The 20,014-nt window shown below is 52.5% G+C and carries 15 protein-coding genes; all 15 read left to right on the top strand.

The window, feature by feature from the left end; translation table 11 throughout:
* The 15 genes from ABC831_RS22165 (at window position 1) to pepT (ending at window position 19,688) form a co-directional block, all read left to right on the top strand.
* Window positions 1–1,380: a Tm-1-like ATP-binding domain-containing protein gene (locus tag ABC831_RS22165; RefSeq protein WP_343250251.1), complete on the top strand. Its 1,380-nt coding sequence runs from the start codon at window positions 1–3 to the stop codon at window positions 1,378–1,380.
* 7 nt (window positions 1,381–1,387) lie between these two features.
* Complete coding sequence (locus tag ABC831_RS22160; protein WP_343250250.1) at window positions 1,388–2,200, top strand: MBL fold metallo-hydrolase; 813 nt, start codon at window positions 1,388–1,390, stop codon at window positions 2,198–2,200.
* A 46-nt stretch (window positions 2,201–2,246) separates the two neighbouring features.
* Complete coding sequence (gene rpiB, locus ABC831_RS22155) at window positions 2,247–2,714, top strand: ribose 5-phosphate isomerase B (RefSeq protein WP_343250249.1); 468 nt, start codon at window positions 2,247–2,249, stop codon at window positions 2,712–2,714.
* Window positions 2,715–2,720: 6 nt separating this feature from the next.
* Window positions 2,721–3,494, top strand: coding sequence for a triose-phosphate isomerase (locus tag ABC831_RS22150; protein WP_343250248.1), 774 nt, complete (start codon window positions 2,721–2,723; stop codon window positions 3,492–3,494).
* A 316-nt stretch (window positions 3,495–3,810) separates the two neighbouring features.
* Complete coding sequence (gene tdh / locus ABC831_RS22145) at window positions 3,811–4,851, top strand: L-threonine 3-dehydrogenase (protein WP_425524616.1); 1,041 nt, start codon at window positions 3,811–3,813, stop codon at window positions 4,849–4,851.
* 34 nt (window positions 4,852–4,885) lie between these two features.
* Window positions 4,886–6,073 carry a glycine C-acetyltransferase gene (locus ABC831_RS22140; RefSeq protein ID WP_343250247.1) on the top strand — a complete coding sequence of 396 codons (1,188 nt, stop codon included), beginning with the start codon at window positions 4,886–4,888 and terminating at the stop codon, window positions 6,071–6,073.
* A 21-nt stretch (window positions 6,074–6,094) separates the two neighbouring features.
* Window positions 6,095–7,036, top strand: a complete 942-nt coding sequence (locus tag ABC831_RS22135) for an ABC transporter permease (protein WP_158351025.1) — start codon at window positions 6,095–6,097, stop codon at window positions 7,034–7,036.
* 3 nt (window positions 7,037–7,039) lie between these two features.
* On the top strand, window positions 7,040–8,413 hold the full coding sequence (locus ABC831_RS22130; protein WP_343250246.1) for an ABC transporter permease: 1,374 nt from the start codon (window positions 7,040–7,042) through the stop codon (window positions 8,411–8,413).
* Between the two features lie 12 nt (window positions 8,414–8,425).
* Window positions 8,426–9,436 carry an ABC transporter ATP-binding protein gene (locus ABC831_RS22125; RefSeq protein WP_343250245.1) on the top strand — a complete coding sequence of 337 codons (1,011 nt, stop codon included), beginning with the start codon at window positions 8,426–8,428 and terminating at the stop codon, window positions 9,434–9,436.
* Window positions 9,433–10,422, top strand: coding sequence for an ABC transporter ATP-binding protein (locus tag ABC831_RS22120; RefSeq protein ID WP_343250244.1), 990 nt, complete (start codon window positions 9,433–9,435; stop codon window positions 10,420–10,422). Before ABC831_RS22125 ends, ABC831_RS22120 begins: the two co-directional genes overlap by 4 nt.
* Window positions 10,423–10,538: 116 nt before the next feature.
* Window positions 10,539–12,296, top strand: a complete 1,758-nt coding sequence (locus ABC831_RS22115; RefSeq protein WP_343250243.1) for a peptide ABC transporter substrate-binding protein — start codon at window positions 10,539–10,541, stop codon at window positions 12,294–12,296.
* Window positions 12,297–12,409: 113 nt separating this feature from the next.
* Window positions 12,410–14,497, top strand: a complete 2,088-nt coding sequence (locus tag ABC831_RS22110) for an alpha-L-fucosidase (RefSeq protein ID WP_343250242.1) — start codon at window positions 12,410–12,412, stop codon at window positions 14,495–14,497.
* 42 nt (window positions 14,498–14,539) lie between these two features.
* Entirely contained in the window at window positions 14,540–17,302 is a 2,763-nt protein-coding gene (locus tag ABC831_RS22105) for a glycosyl hydrolase (RefSeq protein WP_343250241.1), read from the top strand.
* Between the two features lie 39 nt (window positions 17,303–17,341).
* Window positions 17,342–18,379 carry a M42 family metallopeptidase gene (locus ABC831_RS22100; RefSeq protein ID WP_343250240.1) on the top strand — a complete coding sequence of 346 codons (1,038 nt, stop codon included), beginning with the start codon at window positions 17,342–17,344 and terminating at the stop codon, window positions 18,377–18,379.
* Window positions 18,380–18,413: 34 nt separating this feature from the next.
* The gene (gene pepT, locus ABC831_RS22095; RefSeq protein ID WP_343250239.1) at window positions 18,414–19,688 is read left to right on the top strand and encodes a peptidase T; all 1,275 of its coding nucleotides are present in this window, start codon (window positions 18,414–18,416) and stop codon (window positions 19,686–19,688) included.
* Window positions 19,689–20,014 lie beyond the last annotated feature (326 nt).

Genomic DNA, 20,014 nt, shown 5'->3' with positions numbered 1-20,014 from the left:
ATGGAGAAAAAACCGAAAATTATCGTAGCAGGAATGTGTGATACAAAATTTACTGAATTAAAGTTTCTGGCGGATGAGGTGACAAAAGCGGGCGGAGACGTTAAGATCTTAAACTGCGGCTGCGGCCACGACGTGGATTTCGCGGATATCTCTCTGGCGGAAGTTCTGGAAGCAGTGGGAAAGACCAAGGAAGAGATATTCAAATCACCTCGTTCGACAGCGGTTCAGACGGTGGGAGAAGCCGGAGCCGTCAAGATCATGCAGATGTATGAAGCAGGCGAAGTGGATGGGATTATCTCCTGGGCCGGTTCCATGGGTACCACCACAGTGACCTATCTGATGCGCGCACTTCCTTTCGGGGTGCCGAAGATCATGATGACGGACATGGCTTCCAGCGATGTCAGCATGTGGCTGGGAAATAAAGATATTTACATCATGAATCCCACGGCGGAGCAGGGCATCAATATCGTTACCCGCAAGATGGTAGCCAACGCTGCGGCAGCCATCGTAGCCATGGGCAAAGTGGGAGAGATCGATGCCTCCTCATCCAGACCGCTGATGGCCATCACCGCCTACGGCACCACGACCCAGACGGTAAACCGCTGCAGTGCGTACTGGGATGCCCATGGCTGGGATACCATTATCATCCACCAGGTAGGAACCGGAGCCACGATGGAAGATCTGATCCGTTCCGGACAGATTACCGCCATCATCGACCTGACCACTGGAGAACTGACCAATAACATGTATCACAGTGTATACGGCACACCTGCGACCTGGACCGGGGAGCGGGTAACAGCCGCTGCTGATACAGGCATTCCGCAGATCGTCACCCCCGGCGGCTGCGACCAGTCTGCGTTCGGCGCCCTCGCCTCACTGCCCCGGGAATATCTGGATGACTTTAAGTCCGGCAGGAGAAAACCGTATAAAGATACCCAGCTTCCCTATCAGCATAACGAAGGAGTAACCATCATGGTTCCCACGCTGGATGAGATCGAAGACCTGTCCCATTACTTTGCGGAGAAACTAAACAGCACCAAGGGCCCCACGGCTTTTGTCATTCCGATGCAGGGCTGGTCCGCATATGATCAGAGAGAAGAGATCTGTACCAAGGAACGCGGATGGTCTGAGGGGAATGGAGACGGGCCGGTATGGGAGCCGGATGAAAAGGAACCCCGGTGGTCCAGACGCGCCACATTGATGCGCAGCATCCTGGAAAAAGAGTTTGATAAAGAAAATGAAAATCTGGACCTGATCATTGCGGATATGCATATTGTAGAACCGGAATTCGGGGATCTGCTGAATCAGATTATGGCCGACATGCTGGATGGAAAATGGAAGAAAGGCATGTACCGGGATCAGAAAGGGGTAGTGGCATAGCATAAGTATGGAAAATCTGATTGTTCTGGGTACCGGAACCGCATTGGTAACGAAGTATTATAATACCTGTTACGCAATTTGCGACGGAGAGAATTATCTTCTGACAGACGGCGGAGGAGGCGATGGTATCTACCGTCAATTCAAAGAAGCTGGTATTTCCTGGAACCAGGTCCGCCATATCTTTGTCTCCCATGAACACACGGATCATTTGCTGGGAATCATCTGTGCCATCCGGATGATCACCTACCGGATGAGCCAGGGAAGGTATGAGGGAATATTACATATATATGCGCACCCGGAACTGCTGGAGAAAATCAGAACGATCTGCGGCCTCACGCTGCGGGCCGTGGAACAAAAGTTAATGAAGGAGAGAATATGCTGGGTCCCTGTGGCGGACGGGGAGCAAAGAGCCATCATGGGATACCAGATCACCTTCTTCGATCTCTGTTCGACAAAAGCAAAACAATTCGGATACCGGATGCAGTTAAAATGCAAAAAAGTGCTGACATTCCTGGGAGATGAACCCTGCCATGAGAGCAGGGAGGATTATGTGGAAAATGCTGACTGGCTGCTGTCGGAGGCATTCTGCCTGTACAGCCAGAGGGAAATCTTTCATCCTTATGAATATCACCACAGTACGGTAAGGGACGCATGTACTCTGGCTGAAAAAAGGCATGTGAAGAATCTGATCCTTTGGCATACCGAGGACCAGACCTACGGTCACAGACAGGAAGAATACTTGCAGGAAGGGCGCGGTTACTATCATGGAAACCTATATATCCCCGACGACCTGGATGTGATCCGGCTTGATTCCATGTAGATAACGCGGGGAGGTGCCAGTCTCCTCCCCGCGATTGGAGGATATTATGAGAACGATTGTAATTGGTTGTGATAACGCGGCAGTTCATTTGAAAAATGAGCTGATGAAATTTATGGAACAAAAGGGCTATACGGTTGAAAATATGGGGTGTGACAGTGAAACGGACGATATCTACTATCCCTATATTGCCAAAAAAGTATGCCGGGAAATTATAGACAGCGGCTATGAAAAGCGCGGGGTACTGATCTGCGGGACTGGTCTGGGCATGTCCATGACGGCCAACAAATTCCCGGGAATCCGTGCCGGGGTCTGCCATGACATCTTTTCGGCGGAACGGTTAATACTAAGCAATGACGGTAACGTACTGTGTATGGGTGAACGCGTCATCGGGGTGGAACTGGCGAAATGCATTCTGGAACGGTGGCTTTCCCTGGAATTCCGGGATTCCCCGTCGACGCCGAAGGTGGAAGCGATCAAGGAGATCGAGTCCGAGAACCGGATGAAATGCGGGTGACCAGATATGGATGAAGTGAAAAAAAAATACCTGGGAACAAATCTGAAGATGTACAAAACCATAGAGGAGACGAAGGTATATCTGCAAAGACTGAAGGAACTGACCGCGGACCTTCCGCAGGAACGCCTGGAACTCTTTGTCATACCGTCGTATACTACCCTGGAGGCTGCCCGTCAGGTAACGGAAGGTTCCCATGTGAAACTGGGCGCACAGAACATGTGCTGGGAGAAAGAAGGGCAGTTCACCGGTGAGATATCCCCGCTGATGTTAAAAGAAGTGGGAGTGGACATCGTGGAGATCGGACATTCCGAGCGAAGACACACATTCCGGGAAACCGACCAGGAAGAAGGAAGAAAAGTCAGAACCGCATTGGAATACGGCTTCACCCCTCTGCTGTGTGTGGGTGAAACCCTGGAACAGCGGAACTTTGGGATCAGCGACGAGACGCTGAGCACCCAGCTGAAGGTAGCGCTTCACGGCCTGGACCGGAAGGAAGCTTCCGGAGTATGGGTGGCCTATGAGCCCGTCTGGGCCATAGGAATCAATGGGATACCAGCCTCAGTGGAATATGTATCTGCCAGGCATCAGCATATGCGGCATATTCTGAAGGAACTTTTCGGAGAAAAGACCGGGAATAGGATTCCCATCCTGTATGGCGGCAGTGTAAATATGGAAAATGCGGCAGGCCTGATTAGGATTCCGTGGGTAGACGGGTTGTTTATCGGACGAAGTGCGTGGAATGCGGAGAACTTCAATAAGATTATACGCAGTATACTTTAATAAAAAAAGAAAAAATGCGGACCAGTGCAGTACACCGGTCCGTATTTTAGTGGAAAATTTTAAACACCTGGGGCATCGGTAACAATTCACAAAACATGTTATTAAACGGGTAAAAATCTATGTTTTTTTGTGTAAATCTAAAATAAACTGAGCAAAATAACAAAAAACATGTGAAAATATTGACAAATAAATTTGAAAAATTATGAAAAAAACATTGCATAATATACTAAAATTATATATAATGTCCTTGTAACAAAGACGAAAATTAACAAATGTCTTTATGGGGGAGACATTTGTGTAAAATTGAGGGATTTGTATGGCAAACACAATGGATGCATTAGTGAAAAGTGAATGTGGTAAGGGTTTGACACTGGTAAAGAAGCCGATCCCAGAGCCCGGGCCCGGTGAAGTGCTGATTAAAATTCACAAGACGGCGATCTGCGGCACAGACGTACATATCTACAACTGGGATCCCTGGGCGCAGCTTCATATCAAACCGCCCATGACTATTGGTCATGAATATGTGGGAGAGGTTGCGGGATTAGGAGTCGGAGTGAAGGGGCTGAAGGCAGGGCAGCGGGTATCCGGAGAAGGGCATATCACCTGCCACCGCTGCAGGAACTGCCATACCGGTAACATCCAGTGGTGTAGGGATACCATCGGCGTGGGAGTGGACCGGGATGGCGCGTTCGCGGAATATGTCTGTATTCCCGCCACTAATGTCATAGAGATCGATGAGCGTATACCGGAGGAGATCGTATCTTTTTTTGACGCCTTTGGTAATGCCACGCATACCGCTTTGATGTTTCCGCTTGTGGGGGAAGATGTGCTGATCACCGGCGCGGGGCCGATCGGGATTATTGCGGCAGGGATCTGTAAGTTTTCCGGAGCCAGGCGGGTGATTATCACGGATGTCAACGAATACCGGCTTGAACTGGCCCGCAGGATAGGCGCTGATGCCGCGGTGAACGTGGCGAAGGACGATCTGTCCACCGTGATGCGGGAACAGGGACTGTGCGAGGGGTTTGACGTGGGCCTTGAGATGTCCGGAAGCAGAGAGGCATTCGCGCAGATGTTAGGCGTTATGCGCAACGGCGGCATGATTTCCCTTCTGGGTCTGGCGAATAAGCCGATTGAGGTGGACATGAACGAGGTGATCTGCAAAGGTCTGACACTTCGCGGAATCTATGGCAGAAAGATGGATAACTGGCATCAGATGTCTTACATGGTCCAGGGGGGACTGGATCTGTCACCGGTGATTACGCACCGGTTCCATTACACGGAGTATGAGAAGGGCTTTGAAGCCATGATAAGCGGTAACTCCGGCAAGGTGATTCTGGACTGGAGCCGTTCCTGACAGAATCCTGCGTGAAAAAGGAAAGGATGAAGTTATGAAATCTGCACTGAATACTTATGAAAAAATACTGGAAGATATAAGGGAATCCGGTACATGGAGAGAGGAGCGCATCATCACCACCCCTCAGTATTCCAGGATCGATACCACCCAGGCCAGCCGTGTCGTCAATATGTGCGCTAACAATTACCTGGGACTCTCCACCAACCAGGAATTGATCGGGGCAGCAAAGGCCAGTTACGACAAATGGGGGTTCGGACTCTCCTCCGTCCGTTTCATCTGCGGAACACAGCAGATCCATAAGGAGCTGGAGCGCAAGATCGCGGAGTTTGTCGGAACCGAGGATGCCATCCTGTATTCCTCCTGTTTTGACGCCAACGGCGGACTTTTTGAGACGCTTCTCACTGAGGGGGACGCGGTGATCTCCGATGAGCTGAACCACGCGTCTATCATTGACGGTATCCGTTTATGTAAGGCGAAGCGGTACCGGTATGCAAACAGTGACATGGAGGATCTGCGCCGGCAGCTTCAGGCTGCGCAGGAGGCGGGGGCAGGGATTAAGCTGATTGCCACCGACGGGGTCTTTTCCATGGACGGTTACATAGCCAAATTAAAAGAAATCTGCGATCTGGCAGACGAATACGACGCCCTGGTGATGGTGGATGACAGCCACGCGTCCGGCTTCATGGGACCGCATGGAAGAGGAACGCCCGAGCACTGCGGTGTGATCGGACGGGTGGACATCGTCACCGGAACCTTCGGTAAGGCTTTGGGCGGCGCATCCGGCGGGTTTACCGCCGCGAGACGGCAGATTGTAGATCTGCTCAGGCAGCGGTCGAGACCTTATCTGTTCTCCAACACCGTAGCTCCGGCCATCTGTGCGGCGTCCATAAAAACCATTGATCTGCTGACCGAGTCCACGAAGCTGAGGGATAAGGTCCACGACAATGCCCGCTATTTCCGTGAACAGATGGAGGAGGCCGGCTTTGACCTGCTTCCCGGGGAGCACCCCATTGTCCCGGTTATGCTCTATGACTCCCGCATTGCCCAGGAGTTCGCGGCCAGGATGCTGGAAAAGGGAGTCTATGTGGTAGGCTTTTGCTATCCGGTTGTGCCAAAGGGAAGGGATCGGATCCGGACCCAGATATCAGCCGGGCACACGAGGGAAGATCTGGACTTTGCAGTGAAGTGTTTCAGGGAAGTCCGTTCGGACATGAAACTTTAGTACGGTGATGGGAGGAAGCCTATGTTCGGATATGTAGTAAAGAGAATTGCAGCGTCAGTCTGTACCCTGTTATTCGTGGCGGCTATCACATTCCTGGTTATGAATGCGATACCCGGCAGCCCTTTTCTGGAGGAGAACACGACAGTGGAACAGATGGAGCTGGCCAATGAGAAGTATGGCCTGGATAAGCCTCTGATTGTCCAGTTGAAGAATTATCTGGAAGGTTACCTGCATGGGGATCTGGGAACTTCCCTGAAAATGCAGAAAGGCACGCCGGTGTCAGACCTTATATTCCATCAGGGAAAATTCGAACTTTCGATCAAGCTGGGAATGCTGGCATTGCTGATCACGGTGCTGGTGGGTGTTCCTCTGGGATGTATCGCGGCTTATTTCAGGGGGAAATGGATCGACAATGTGTTAAGCGTGTTCAGCACGCTGGGGATCGCCATACCAAACTTTGTGGTGGCGACGCTGCTGCTGGAGGTATTCGCCATACGGCTGGGGATACTGCCGTCGGTGTCCGGCAGCCTGACGGATGTAAAATCCTACATTATGCCGGTCATTTCCCTGGGCTTATATTATGCCTGCTATGTGGCGAAGCTGACGAGAACCAGTATGCTGGATGCGATCAATCAGGACTATGTAAGGACAGCCAAGGCAAAAGGCCTGAAGACCGGTAAGATTATCTTCAAGCATGCTCTTCGGAACTCCCTTATACCTGTGGTCACCTATCTGGGGCCCCTGACAGCCGGCCTTATGTGCGGGGGGTTCGTCATAGAGACCACGTTCGGCATTCCAGGGCTGGGTAAATATTTTGTTTCCAGCATTATAGAGAGGGATTATCCTGTCATCATGGCGACGACCATCGTGCTCTCAGCCCTGGTGATCGGCATGAATCTACTGGTGGATATCATCTACAAGTTTGTAGATCCCCGCATTACGCTGACAGGAAAGGGGGAATAGAGGGTGGATAGAGAAACAAAGAGACAGGCCATGCCGATAATTCACCTGAATAATCCCAAGGATCTGGATTTTCTGAAGATCCCGGAGGACGGATTTTCCGCGGCCAGCGACAGCGAGAAGGAAAATCTCATTGAAAAAAGAAAGAGTATCTCCTATTGGAGGGATGCATGGAGGCGGTTTCGATCCAACAAGGTAGCCATGGCGGCGCTGATCGTATTCCTGGTGATCGTGGTATTCGCCTTTGTGGGACCGCTGATCGTGCCTTACAGTTATGAGAGCCAGTACCGGAACAGCGCAAAGCTTGGCCCCATGGAATATTCGAAAAGTGAAGAGATGGAGCGGGCGGTGCTTGAGGAAGCGGACGCCGTGTTCTTTACGGAGACGATCATGGGTTCCCTGCTGTCCCTGGCCAAAGGGGATTATTACATAGAGCAGAATAACACGACATACTGCTTTACACTTGAGAAGGCACTGGAAAAGGCCATGATTATCTATGACAAGGATGCAGCGGATATTCTGACCATAGGACGTACCAAAGACTATAAGAACGGCAGCTTTTCCGCCGTCACACCGTTAGAATACACGGTCGGTGAGCCGGCTTCGGACGCCACACAGGTGGAAATGATCCAGTCCGTATTCCCTCATGTGTTCGGTACGGATTCTGCCGGCAGAGATATCATGTCCCGGAGTATGTATGGAACCAGGGTATCTCTGATTATCGGTATTATCGCCGCGCTGATCGTACTGGTCATCGGAGCGGCGATCGGAGCCATATCAGGACTTTGCGGGGGCGTGGTCGACTTTGTGATCATGCGGATCATCGATCTGATCATCTCCATTCCCAGTACCCTGATGGTACTTCTTCTCCAGGTAGTCATATCCGAGCCGCTGCAAAAGTGGTTCGACACATCCAACTGGGGGCTGGCCAGAGCCATGAGTGATCTCGGCGCGGGGATCGTAAGTATTTTCATCGTATTTGCCCTGTTATACTGGGTCAGTATGGCCCGTATCGTGAGAGGCCAGGTTCTGCAGTTAAAGAGCATGGAATTCATCACGGCGGAAAAGGTACTGGGAGCCGGCAATAAGCGGATCATCACGCGGCATCTGCTGCCCAACTGTGTGGGACAGCTGGTCATAGCGACCTGTCTTCAGATCCCGTCGGCGATCTTCATGGAATCCTTCCTCTCCTATCTGGGAATAGGAGTGGCGGCCCCTATGGCCAGCCTGGGTTCCATGTGCTCCGATGCCTTAAGCGCACTGTCACTATACCCATACCGCCTGCTCTGTCCTGCGATTATACTGAGTGTTCTGGTGTTGACACTGAACCTGATCGGCGACGGGCTGCGGGATGCCCTGGACCCCAGGCTGAAGAAATAAGGAGGTGCCATTATGGATGAACACAAGAAATTGATTGAAGTTAATAATCTCCAGGTATCATTCTTCACACCTGCTGGGGAAGTAAAAGCTGTGGACGGAATCTCCTATTCCCTGGGATACAATGAAGTGATGGGGATCGTGGGGGAATCCGGTTCCGGTAAGAGTGTGGAGGCCTACTCGATCATGGGCCTGCTCCAGAGTCCCGGAAAGGTGATAGGCGGCTCCATTCTTCTGGAGGGAAAGAACCTGCTGGACTACAGCAGAAAACAGATGATGGATATCTGCGGGAAGGAAATCAGCATGATCTTCCAGAATCCCATGACCTGTATGAATCCCGTGTATACCGTGGGGGATCAGCTCATGGAGGCGGTGACCTGCCATGACCGGTCCATATCCAAGAAGGAAGCCAGAAACCGGGCCATCGAGATGCTGAACATGGTTGGCATTAATAATGCGGAAAAACGGATCGACCAGTATCCCCACGAATTCTCCGGCGGGATGCGCCAGCGGGCTATGATCGCCATGGGGCTGATCTGCCACCCGAAGCTTCTCATTGCCGATGAGCCTACCACGGCGCTGGATGTAACGACTCAGGCACAGATACTGGAGCTCATGAAAGAGCTTCAGGCGAAGAATAACATGTCCATCATTTTCATCACCCATAATCTGGGGGTGGTGGCTGAGATATGCGACAGGGTCTCGGTAATGTACGCAGGCCATATCGTGGAACAAGGAGAGGTAAATGATATTTTCTACCATCCCCGGCACCCTTACACCAAAGGGCTGCTGGCCTCTATGCCGAGGCTGGACAGTGAGGGAAGGGAAAGGCTGATCCCCATCGAGGGAACGCCGGTGGATATGCTGGATACTCCCAAGGGCTGCCGGTTCGCGCCCCGCTGCACAGAATGTATGAAGGTGTGCGTGGAGCAGGAACCGCCAGCGGTCTGTATGAATGACAGCGGGCATATATCCTCATGCTGGCAGCATATACGCCAGATGAAAGAGGAGGTGGGGAACCGGTGAGCGAAAAGAAAAAGTTAGTGGAGGTTGAGAACCTTCGAAAATATTTCCCGGTTAAATCCGGTTTTATGAAGAAAAACTATGTCCAGGCAGTGGAGGACGCTTCTTTTTACATTTATAAGGGAGAGACGCTGGGCCTGGTGGGAGAGTCCGGCTGCGGAAAGACCACGCTGGGAAGAAGTGTGATCCGTCTGCATGAGCCTACGTCCGGCAGAATCGTTTACGATGGCACGCCGATCTATGACAGCAAGGAGGGGATCGCGGTCCCCATGTTTGAGTACCGGCGTAAAATGCAGCTGATCTTTCAGGACCCCTCCGCTTCCCTGGACCCCCGGATGACCGTGGGAGAGATCATAGGGGAGGCCCTGGACATACACAAGATTGCGCCGAATAAGGGAGAGCGGCAGGAGCGTATCCGTTATCTGCTGGATGAAGTGGGATTGAACACGGAGCATGCCAACCGCTTTCCCCACGAATTCTCAGGCGGCCAGCAGCAGCGTATCGGGATAGCCAGGGCGATGGCGGTGGAACCGGAATTCATCGTCTGTGACGAGCCCATCTCTGCGCTGGACGTATCCATCCAGTCCCAGGTGGTCAATATGATGGAAGACCTGCAGCAGGAGAAAGGGCTGACCTATCTGTTTATCGCCCACGACTTGTCTGTGGTGCGCCATATATCGGACCGGATCGGGGTTATGTATCTGGGGTTTGTGGTAGAACTGGCGGAGAGCTATGAGCTATGCAAGGAGCCTATGCATCCGTATACCAAGTCTCTGATCTCGGCGGTTCCGCTTCCCGATCCGGAACTGAGCCGAAGCCGGAGCCGCATCACTTTGGAGGGGGATATTCCTAGCCCCATGAATCCGCCTTCCGGCTGCCGGTTCCATACCAGATGCCCTTATGCCAAGGATCGGTGTAAGGAGGAAGTGCCCGCTCTGCGGGAATGCGGGCCGGGGCATTACGTCGCCTGTCATCTGTACGACGGGTAAGATGATTTTGTCATAACGATATTATGCAAGCGGATGCGTTCTGCTGTGCCTAATATAAATAGCAAGAAAACAGGGGGCGTCTAAGCATACCTGAAGAAAAAGGAGGAAAAAGAAGTATGAAAAAAGTGATTTCTTTGTTTTTGGCATTGGTACTCTGCCTGTCTGTGACAGCGTGTGGTTCCAAGGCTGCACCCGAAAGCGACACAGGTAAGACCGACGCGGGGAATACGGACACCGCGAAGGGAGAAGAGCAGGATCAGGATACCTCCGGCAGCGGGGATGAGTTAGCCATCGACGTGGCACTGGGATACTCGGAACCTCATTCCATGGACCCTACATTGGCCACCGGAGCAGATCAGTTTGAGATTCTGTTCCACATGTCGGAAGGCCTTATGAAGTTTGCGGCGATCGAGGATACCGTAAACGGAAATGACAATCAGTACAGTTCCGAGGTTGTGTGCGGACAGGCGGAATCTTATGATTTCGACGAGGCGAGCCTGACCTATACCTTCCATCTCAGAGATGATATTTTCTGGAGTGACGGCGAAAAAGTCACAGCGGATAACTTTGTCTATGCATGGCAGAGACTGGTAGATCCCAAAACGGCGGCTTCCAACGGCACGCTGCTGAACAACATCGTGAAGAATGCTACAGCTATCTCCGAAGGGACCATGGAGCCCTCTGAGCTGGGAATCGAGGCAGTGGATGAGAAAACACTGACGGTAACGCTGGAAAACAGCTGCTCTTATTTCCTGGATATGTGTACCCATTACGGCCTGTACCCTCTGCGCCAGGATGTGATCGAAGCGAACGGCGATACCTGGACCGAGGCTGAGACTTTTATCAGCAACGGCGCTTATGTGATGACGGACTGGGTTCATGACAGTTATATTGAGCTGACAAAAAATGAGAAATATTATGACTACGCGAATCTGGGACCTTCCAAAATTACCTTCCATCTGTCTGACAGTGAAACCTCCAACATGGCGGCTTACCAGTCAGGGGAATATAATTTTGTCAGCGGGATTCCCACAGATCAGATCGAAAGCCTGATCGCTTCGGGAGATGCTTACTCGAATCCCAGATTGAATGTGACATATCTGTATCTGAACTGTAAGACAATTCCGGACTGGCGGGTGAGAGCAGCGATTACCCTGGCCATTGATAAGGAAAACCTGGTCACCAATGTTACCCAGGACGGGTCTACTGCTGCTACCGGCCTGATTCCCAACGGTGTCACCAACAGTGAGAATAAAGTCTGGACCGATGTGGTGGGAGAAGTGATGTACGCGTGGCTTCAGGAAAAATATCCGGACTATGATCTGAGCACTTACTCCGGACGCTGTGAACTGGCTAAAGTACTCTATGATGAAGCGGTAGCGGATGGATGGGACGGCAATGCCACCATGGAATACAAATTTAACACCTCCGATACCAACAAGGCTGTCGCAGAAGCGGTGCAGTCGGATCTCGCAGGCATACTGGAGGCAAAAGTAACCCTGGGCAATATCGATTCCGCCGGCTACACGGAGACCATCTCCAAGGGAGGTTTCCATCTGGCGCGTCTGGGTTACGGTATTACGTTCAATGACGCGATCGGATACTACCAGCTGTTCGGTACCAATGGTAACTTTGAATACTCCGGATGGAGCGATGCGAACTACGACAAGCTTGTAGAGCAGGCATCCACCATGCAGAACGGCCCGGAACGGGATAAAGTACTGGAAGAGATCGAACAGATTATGTATTCCGAGAACGGTTTCTCCATATGCCCGCTGTATTATGCAAGCTATGTGTATTGTATGAAAGATCTTCAGAACACATTCTATTCTGCGATCAGCAACCTGACCTACTTTGGATATGCAACCAAATAAACAGCAGCCCAATCGCTGAGTGACAACGCATTCCCCGCATTTGCAGGCCATCATGGGCGTGCGGATGCGGGGATTGAATTTATGGCGCAGTTAATGCGCCACTGGAGGAAAATATGTCAGAAAAATATAAACACAGTTACCGGGGATATCTGATCGATCACCACTCCCCCGACCCGCCCGTGGTGACACTTGAGAATCTGGACCCGGATGAATGGGAACGCTTTATCGAGGAAGCGAATATCAATCACCTGATGCTGTACTGCAAGGATCACTGGGGAAGCAGCTATTACGATACGAAAATCGGCAGGAAGCACCCCGGACTTAAAGAGAAGGACTGGGTCGGGACCATCGTGCCCATTCTGAGAAAGCATGGAATTGAATTCAATGCCTATTACTGCTTCGAATACGACACCTTTGCCCCTAACGCACACCCGGAGTGGGCGGTGCGGAAAAAGGACGGACAGCCGCTCAAGTGCGGGATGCCGGCGAACACCAGCAATGCCAAGTGGGGGATGCCCTGCTATGAGACCGGATACCGGCAATACATACTGGGACAGATCAGGGAGATCGTGGAGAATTACCACCCGGACAGCCTGTTTATCGATATATTCGGCAGGGCGCTGTGCTACTGCGATACCTGCAAAGAGCTGTACCGGAAGGAATTCGGCTATGAGATGCCCGAGGATGACGCTGAGATGATGGCGAAAAACCGGGATTTGGAACGTTTCCTGAACGAGGGCGCGGAACGGATGCTGGATGATCTGCGAAGCACGATCAGGGAGATCGACCCGGAACTGGCCTTGACCATCAACTTCGCTGCCCATTACCCCAGACAGATCCGCAACAAGCTGGATTATCTGTTCACAGAGCCCTGGGCAGGCAACTGGCTCTCCGGCGCATATGCCCGGGATACCTCCGCAGGGAAGTACCCCCAGCTGGGTCCGGGGGATGTGTCCCATGTGTACAATTATCAGCCGGACAGTATCTACCGTCTGGCTGCGGCTGAGATCGCCGCGCAGGGATGCCGTGTATTCATGTACAGCGAACCCATGCACCGGGATGGAACCCTGGAGTTCGAGGAAGCCAGGAAGGTGGGGGCTGCATTCCGGGATGTGGAGAAGTTCGAGAACTATCTGGAAGACAACCGGCTGGTGGCGGACATCGCTATCGTACAGAGTGACGTGGCGGACACGCTGCATGTGGAGCATCCCATCCTGGCCAGCTCTATCAGCCGTGCCAAGGTGAGCGGTGCGCACCGGGAAGCGCTTCTGGGAGCTATGAAGCTGTGCGATTACAGCAAACGGACCTGGAGAGTCGTGCCGGAGCTGGAACTGAACTACGACCGTATGAAGGAATTCCGTATGATCCTGATCCCCAATCTGTTCTTTGTTCATCCTGATTTAAAGACAGATCTTAAGCGCTATGTGGCGGATGGCGGAATCGTCCTGATCTCCGGTGAGACCGGCCTGTGTGATGAACAGGGCGCCATCCTTCAGGATTTTGCCCTGGCAGATTTAAGTGGCTGCCATTTCGCCGCCAAAGACGAGACCTATAAGAAGAACCACTGGTGTGCCTATATCAGACCGGAGGAGGAGCCCATATGGAAGCGTTCCCCGCGGACGACACCGCCGGTGGGGGAATATGTGCTCAAGACCAGGGCCGATGGGGCCAAAGTGCTGGGGACTTTCCTGGAGCCTGCCGTACTGCTGACGGAAACCACCTGGGTGAATTGGGGGAACCCGCTGCCCGGACAGGATACCGGCCTGCCGGCTCTGTATGAGAATACATATGGTAAGGGCCGTGTGCTGACTGCCTGCTTTGACCTGTTTACCATGATAAATAAAGATTTTCTATGGGTGAAGGACTTCTTTGCCGGAGTTACGGAAACGTACATTACTCCCCGGGTGTTCCTTCAGACGGACCTGATGAACAGCCTGGAGTTCACCTGCTATGAGCGGGAAGAAGGCAGGGAACTTCTGGTACATGAACTCTCCGCGTTAGCAAGGCTCACCGGAGGGGATACGCCTCTGATCGACGGGGGCAGGCTGATGGTGAACCAGGATTATATGCGGGTCAGCAAAGCGGAAATGGTATATCCCGAGCATAAACCTATGCCTGTTGCTTACAACGGGGAGAATGGCTTTAGTGAAATTACCCTGGAACCGCTGCGTATCCATGCTATCTATAAAATTGTCGGTTAGTAAGCGCGGTTAGCTGGTGCGGCTGACAGGAGGAGCAGGAGAATGGATTGGCATATACAGAGATTGGAGCATCCGGAACCGGAGGCGAAAGGTTGGACCCGCTGGTGGTGGTACGGCTGCGCGGTTCAGAGAGAAGAGATAGACAGGGAACTGCGGTTTATGCAGGAGGCCGGCATCGGCGGTGTGGAGATCCAGACGCTGTATCCGCTGGCCACGGACGATGCGGAGGCGGGAATATACAATATCCCGTACTTTTCACCGGAATTTTTCGATATCCTTGATTACACGCTGAAAAGGGCAGAGGAGCTGGGTCTGGGAGTGGATTTTACGCTGGGCTCTTCCTGGCCCTATGGGGGCCCCCATGTACCGCAGGAACTGTCGGTACAGTGCGCGATCCCGTATCAGATCGATGTGACCGGACCCCGCAGTTTTTCCTATGATTTTACAAGCCGTGTTACCGGTAAGATCGAGGGCGCCGTGATGGGGAAAATGAAGGACAGCAGAATGCTGGAGGAGACGATCGTGGATCTGACCCCGTCCTTGAAGGAAAAGCTTCTGTTCGGATGGCCCTGGGGGAAAATGCTGGAAGATATCCCCATCCCGGAAGGGGACTGGAAGATAGTGGTGTTCGTGACCCATCTGTATCACCAGCAGGCGGCGATCCCGGCCAGGGATGCCGGAGGATACGTGGTGGACCACTGCCGGAAGGACGCTGTGGATCTCTTTTTGAAAAATGGCGGTGATCCCCTGACTGACCGGCTGGGCAGGGGGAGATTCCGGTGTTTCTTCTGTGACTCCATCGAGCTGCTGGGGAATAACTGGACGGGGATTCTGGAGGATGAATTCTACAGACGGCGCGGGTACCGGCTGGACAGGTATATCTATGGCCTGTGGGGCGAGATCGATGATATCTCGGACAGGATCCGGTATGATTATTTCCTGACCATGTCGGAACTGACCATCGAGAATTTCTTCGAAAATATGACTGCATGGTGTGACCGCCAGGGTTCCAAATCACGGATACAGGCTCACGGGACCTGGGCAGACATACTCAAAGCCTACGGCAGTGCCCATATACCTGAGGGGGAGACCTTCGGGCCCCAGGATAAACTGGAGGTGAATTCCATACACAGGCGGTTTGCGTCCTCCGCCGCACACCTATACGATAAGCCGGTGGTATCCTGCGAGTCCTTTACCTGGCTTCGGGTTCCCAGGTTTATGGAGACCCTGGAAATGATGAAAGCGGAGGTGGACGCGATCTTCCTGGACGGCATAAATTCCATTTACAATCATGGATACGCTTACTCCCCGCCCGATGCGGGCAGGCTGGGCTGGCCGTTTTACGCATCCTCCCAGATAAATCACACGAACACCTACTGGCCTTATTACAGGCATCTGAGCGAGTACATCCAGAGGGTTTCCGGCATGCTGCGTATCGGAAGGTCCAGATGCGAGATCGCAATCTATCTGCCCCAGGCCGATGTCTGGTCGGAAAACCAGATGGCGGATCTGCATATGGGAATGAAGCTGCAGGAATACATGGGCTGGGGGGTGACAGACCGGATCAGTAAAAAGGGATACTGTTTTGACTATATAAATGACGACATATTAGCCAATTACGCTTCCTTTGAGGATGGAATGACGGTGAACGGGAATACCTACCGGGTAATCCTGCTCATAGGATGCAAACGGCTGCTGCCTGAGACGGCAGAAAAGCTGGAAAGTTTTGTGAGAAGCGGGGGAATCCTGATCGCTTCGGAAGCCGCCCCCTATCTGAGCTGCGGACTGTGCCGGCGGGAAGAGCAGGACGCCGCGGTACAAAGCTGCATGGCGCGCATCTTCCCGGAACGGCCGGGTATCTGGCGCTCCTGCGGCAGGGGCGCGGCGGCCATAGCCCCTGACCGGGGAGAAGGGCTGACAGCGCTTCTGGAGCAGCGGGTCCGTCCCGATGTCAGGATTACAGGAGGCGGAGACTGCGTGGGATATGTGCACAGAGTGGACGGGACCACCGATATCTACTTTATTGCCAATATATCCCCCCAAAGCCGCAAAGTGACCTTTGATTTCTCGGTCTGCGGAAAAGGGCTGAGGGTCTTCGATGCCTCGACGGCCATACCCTATGGGGTGGAGAATGCGGCCGGACATGAGAATTCCACAGAACTGGTGCTGGATATGGAAGCCTTTGCTTCCGTCTTCGTGTTCTTTGACGAAGGTACAAAGCTTTCTGAGACAGACCGGATTTTGTCCGGGAAAGACTTTTCTGTGCGGCAGGTCCCGCTGGAGAGATCCTGCACGCTGCCGGGCCCATGGCGGTTGGAGATTCCGGAGATGGGATTTTCCCTCGAGTGGGAGCTGCCTAAGTTCTGGCAGCAGTATGAGCCGGTGAGATATTACAGCGGCGTGGGTGTCTATACCAGCTCTTTTGTGATGCAGGAGGTCCCGGCAGGGCGTGCGGTACTTTACCTGGAAGAGCTGCGGGAGGCAGCGCAGGTGAGGATCAACGGCAGGATCTGCGGGGATATATGGAGGCGTCCCTTGAAACTGGATGTGACGGGAGCCCTGACTGCTGGTAAAAATACGATCGAGGTATACTGTTCGAACCGGCTGATCAATTATGCCATAAACCCGGAGAACGAGATAACCGATTACCCTGCAGAAATAGTGGAGGGCTGGCCTTATTTCTCGCAGGCGATCAACCAGATCAGACACAGACGGATCGGCCTGGACCGGGAGCGGCAGGCTGTCGGTGAGCCTGTCCCCTCAGGAATGCGAGGCAGCGTCTGGATTACATTTATAGGAGAATAAAGGGAAGGAATTTCCCCACGACAGAATAGAGGAGATCAGATGATGAACTTGGATATGGATTATACGCTGGAGTTTATGAAGGAATTATTGGCGATTCCCAGTGTAGGCGGAGACTGTGAGGCGGCAATGGAGAGGATTCGCCGGGAATTCGCCTCACTTCATATTCCCGTGAATACTACCAACAAGGGAGCGGTCTACGGTACGCTCACCGGAGAGGAGAATCAGGATCAGGTTCTGGTGAACGCACACATAGATACCCTGGGAGCTATGGTCAAAGAGATTCTGCCCAGCGGAAGGCTAAGGGCAGCTCAGATCGGGGGATATACGTGGACGACCTATGAAGGAGAGAATCTGGTGGTGCGCACCATGGATGGCACAGAGTATACAGGGACGCTGCTCTATGAGAAACCATCCGTCCACAATTTTCCGGAGGAAGCCCGCCATGAGACCCGCACGGAGGATAATATGGAGATCCGGCTGGACGAGGATTTCTGCTCCGCGCAGGATGCGGCGGATGCGGGGATCAGCGTGGGGGACTACGTGTTCTATGATCCCAGGACTGTGATCACGCCAAATGGCTTCATCAAGTCCAGGTACATCGATGACAAAGCCTGTGTGGCGGTTATGTTTGCAGTGATGAAATATCTGAAGGAGAATGGGGTCCGTCCCAGGCATACCACGCATTTCTATGTGGCAAATTATGAGGAAATTGGGCATGGGGTGTCTTACATACCGCCCAACACCCGGGAGATGCTGTCCATCGACATCGGCACGGCGGGTATCGGCCATACTTCCGACGAACACTGTGTTACGATCTGCGCAAAGGACAGCCGTTCCCCTTATGACTATGGATTCCGCAAGCGGCTGACCGGGCTGGCCCGTCAGGCGGGGATCGACTACCGGGTGGAAGTACATAACCGTTATGGCAGCGATGCCAGCCTGTGTGTGGTGCGCGGGGCCGACGTGAATTTTGCCTGTATCGGCCCGGGGACCGATGCATCCCACCACTATGAGAGGACCCACGTGGATGCTCTTAGAAATACGGCGGAATTACTGAAGGAATATCTGACTGAATGAAAAGGATCATTGATCCGTAGAAGGAGGTAATGATTTGCGGGCTTATGAACGGTTTTTAAATTATGTGGTGATTCACACAACGAGTGACGATACCAGCACTGCGGTACCTTCATCCCAGTGTCAGTTCGACCTGGCTAAGCTGTTGGTGGATGAGATGAAGGAGATGGGCATAGAGGATGCCCATGTGGATGAGAAATGTTATGTATATGGCACGATTCCGGCGACACCGGGATATGAGGAGGTTACCCCTCTGGGGTTCTGTGCCCATCTGGACACAGCTGCGTTCAACGGTAAGAATGTGAAGCCCCGGGTCATAGAGAATTACGACGGCAAAGACGTAACGCTGGGGGACAGCGGCCGCACCCTGACGGCAGACCAGTTTCCCCACCTGCCCTCCATGAAGGGCAAGACGCTGATCGTCACCGACGGAACCACGCTTCTGGGCGGGGATGACAAGGCCGGTATCGCAGAGATCATGACTCTGGCAGAACGTCTGATGAAGGGGGAGATCCCCCATGGTAAGATCTGCCTGAGCTTCCCTCCCGATGAGGAGATCGGCGCCGGCGCCAAGGACCTGGATATCGGCAAATACGGCGCCACATATGCTTACACTGTGGACGGAAGCCAGGTCGGCCTTATTGACTATGAGAATTTTAATGCGGCGCTGGCTAAGATCCATATTACAGGGCTTGGGGTTCATCCCGGCTCATCTAAGAATACGATGATCAACGCACTGCTGGTGGCGAATGAGCTGAACAATATGCTTCCCTCCGGTGAGACACCGCGGGATACGCAAGGGTACGAGGGATTTTTCCATCTGACCAAGTTAAATGGTACGCCGGATGACACAGATATGGAATACATCATCCGGGATCATGACCGGGGCCTGTTCGAAGGGCGTAAGAAGAGTCTGGAGCACATCTGTGTGCTTTTGAATGACAAATACGGGGACGGGACTGTCAAGCTTCATATACGGGATCAGTATTATAATATGGAGGAGGTCATCCGTCAGCATTTCCATCTGGTGGAAAATGCCATCGAAGCGATTCACCGGGTTGGACTTACCCATATCACCAGGCCGATCCGCGGCGGTACCGATGGCTCGCAGCTCAGTTTCCGGGGGCTTCCCTGCCCGAACCTGGGGGCCGGGTATTATGCCTGTCACGGTCCCTATGAACATGTGGCGGCGGAGGACATGGATACGGTCGTGGAGATTCTGATGAATCTGGTGGGATTGTACGCGGACGCGAAGGAGATTTCAGCGTTACTGCCGAAAGGTGCCAATCCCCTCTCAGTTGACTTAAAATAGCTGCAGGAAAGTTAAAAAAAGAAAGTTAAAAAAATAACAAGGATACATTGACATTCCTTCCCGGCTATGGTATCATCCTAACTATAAAAGGGAGTAGCCTACACCGCAAGGTGATTTCGAAACCGTCAAGACGATACCGAGAGGTATCCGTATCGAAATGAAATGCGCAAGACTTTTATTGTGGCAGAGTGCCAGAATAAAAGTCTTTTTTTATATAATAAGAAAGTTCGCCAAATAGCTAACTATTGATTAAAAAAGCCCGCAAAATGCGAGCAAAGTAAACAGACGGTGGTTAGAAGAGGTCAATATAAAATCCTTCTTCAAAT

This window comes from Diplocloster hominis, from assembly GCF_032380655.1.
GTDB lineage: Bacteria > Bacillota > Clostridia > Lachnospirales > Lachnospiraceae > Diplocloster > Diplocloster hominis.
This window is presented reverse-complemented; position numbering and strand designations above follow the sequence as displayed.

What these genes read in the sequence shown, in the direction of transcription:
- ABC831_RS22125 (WP_343250245.1), top strand. Translation starts at nt 8,426, where the DNA reads ATGGATGAACACAAGAAATTGATTGAAGTTAATAATCTCCAGGTATCA.
- ABC831_RS22110 (WP_343250242.1), top strand. Translation starts at nt 12,410, where the DNA reads ATGTCAGAAAAATATAAACACAGTTACCGGGGATATCTGATCGATCAC.
- rpiB (WP_343250249.1), top strand. Translation starts at nt 2,247, where the DNA reads ATGAGAACGATTGTAATTGGTTGTGATAACGCGGCAGTTCATTTGAAA.
- ABC831_RS22115 (WP_343250243.1), top strand. Translation starts at nt 10,539, where the DNA reads ATGAAAAAAGTGATTTCTTTGTTTTTGGCATTGGTACTCTGCCTGTCT.
- ABC831_RS22105 (WP_343250241.1), top strand. Translation starts at nt 14,540, where the DNA reads ATGGATTGGCATATACAGAGATTGGAGCATCCGGAACCGGAGGCGAAA.
- ABC831_RS22150 (WP_343250248.1), top strand. Translation starts at nt 2,721, where the DNA reads ATGGATGAAGTGAAAAAAAAATACCTGGGAACAAATCTGAAGATGTAC.
- ABC831_RS22160 (WP_343250250.1), top strand. Translation starts at nt 1,388, where the DNA reads ATGGAAAATCTGATTGTTCTGGGTACCGGAACCGCATTGGTAACGAAG.
- ABC831_RS22140 (WP_343250247.1), top strand. Translation starts at nt 4,886, where the DNA reads ATGAAATCTGCACTGAATACTTATGAAAAAATACTGGAAGATATAAGG.
- tdh (WP_425524616.1), top strand. Translation starts at nt 3,811, where the DNA reads ATGGCAAACACAATGGATGCATTAGTGAAAAGTGAATGTGGTAAGGGT.
- ABC831_RS22135 (WP_158351025.1), top strand. Translation starts at nt 6,095, where the DNA reads ATGTTCGGATATGTAGTAAAGAGAATTGCAGCGTCAGTCTGTACCCTG.
- ABC831_RS22100 (WP_343250240.1), top strand. Translation starts at nt 17,342, where the DNA reads ATGATGAACTTGGATATGGATTATACGCTGGAGTTTATGAAGGAATTA.
- ABC831_RS22165 (WP_343250251.1), top strand. Translation starts at nt 1, where the DNA reads ATGGAGAAAAAACCGAAAATTATCGTAGCAGGAATGTGTGATACAAAA.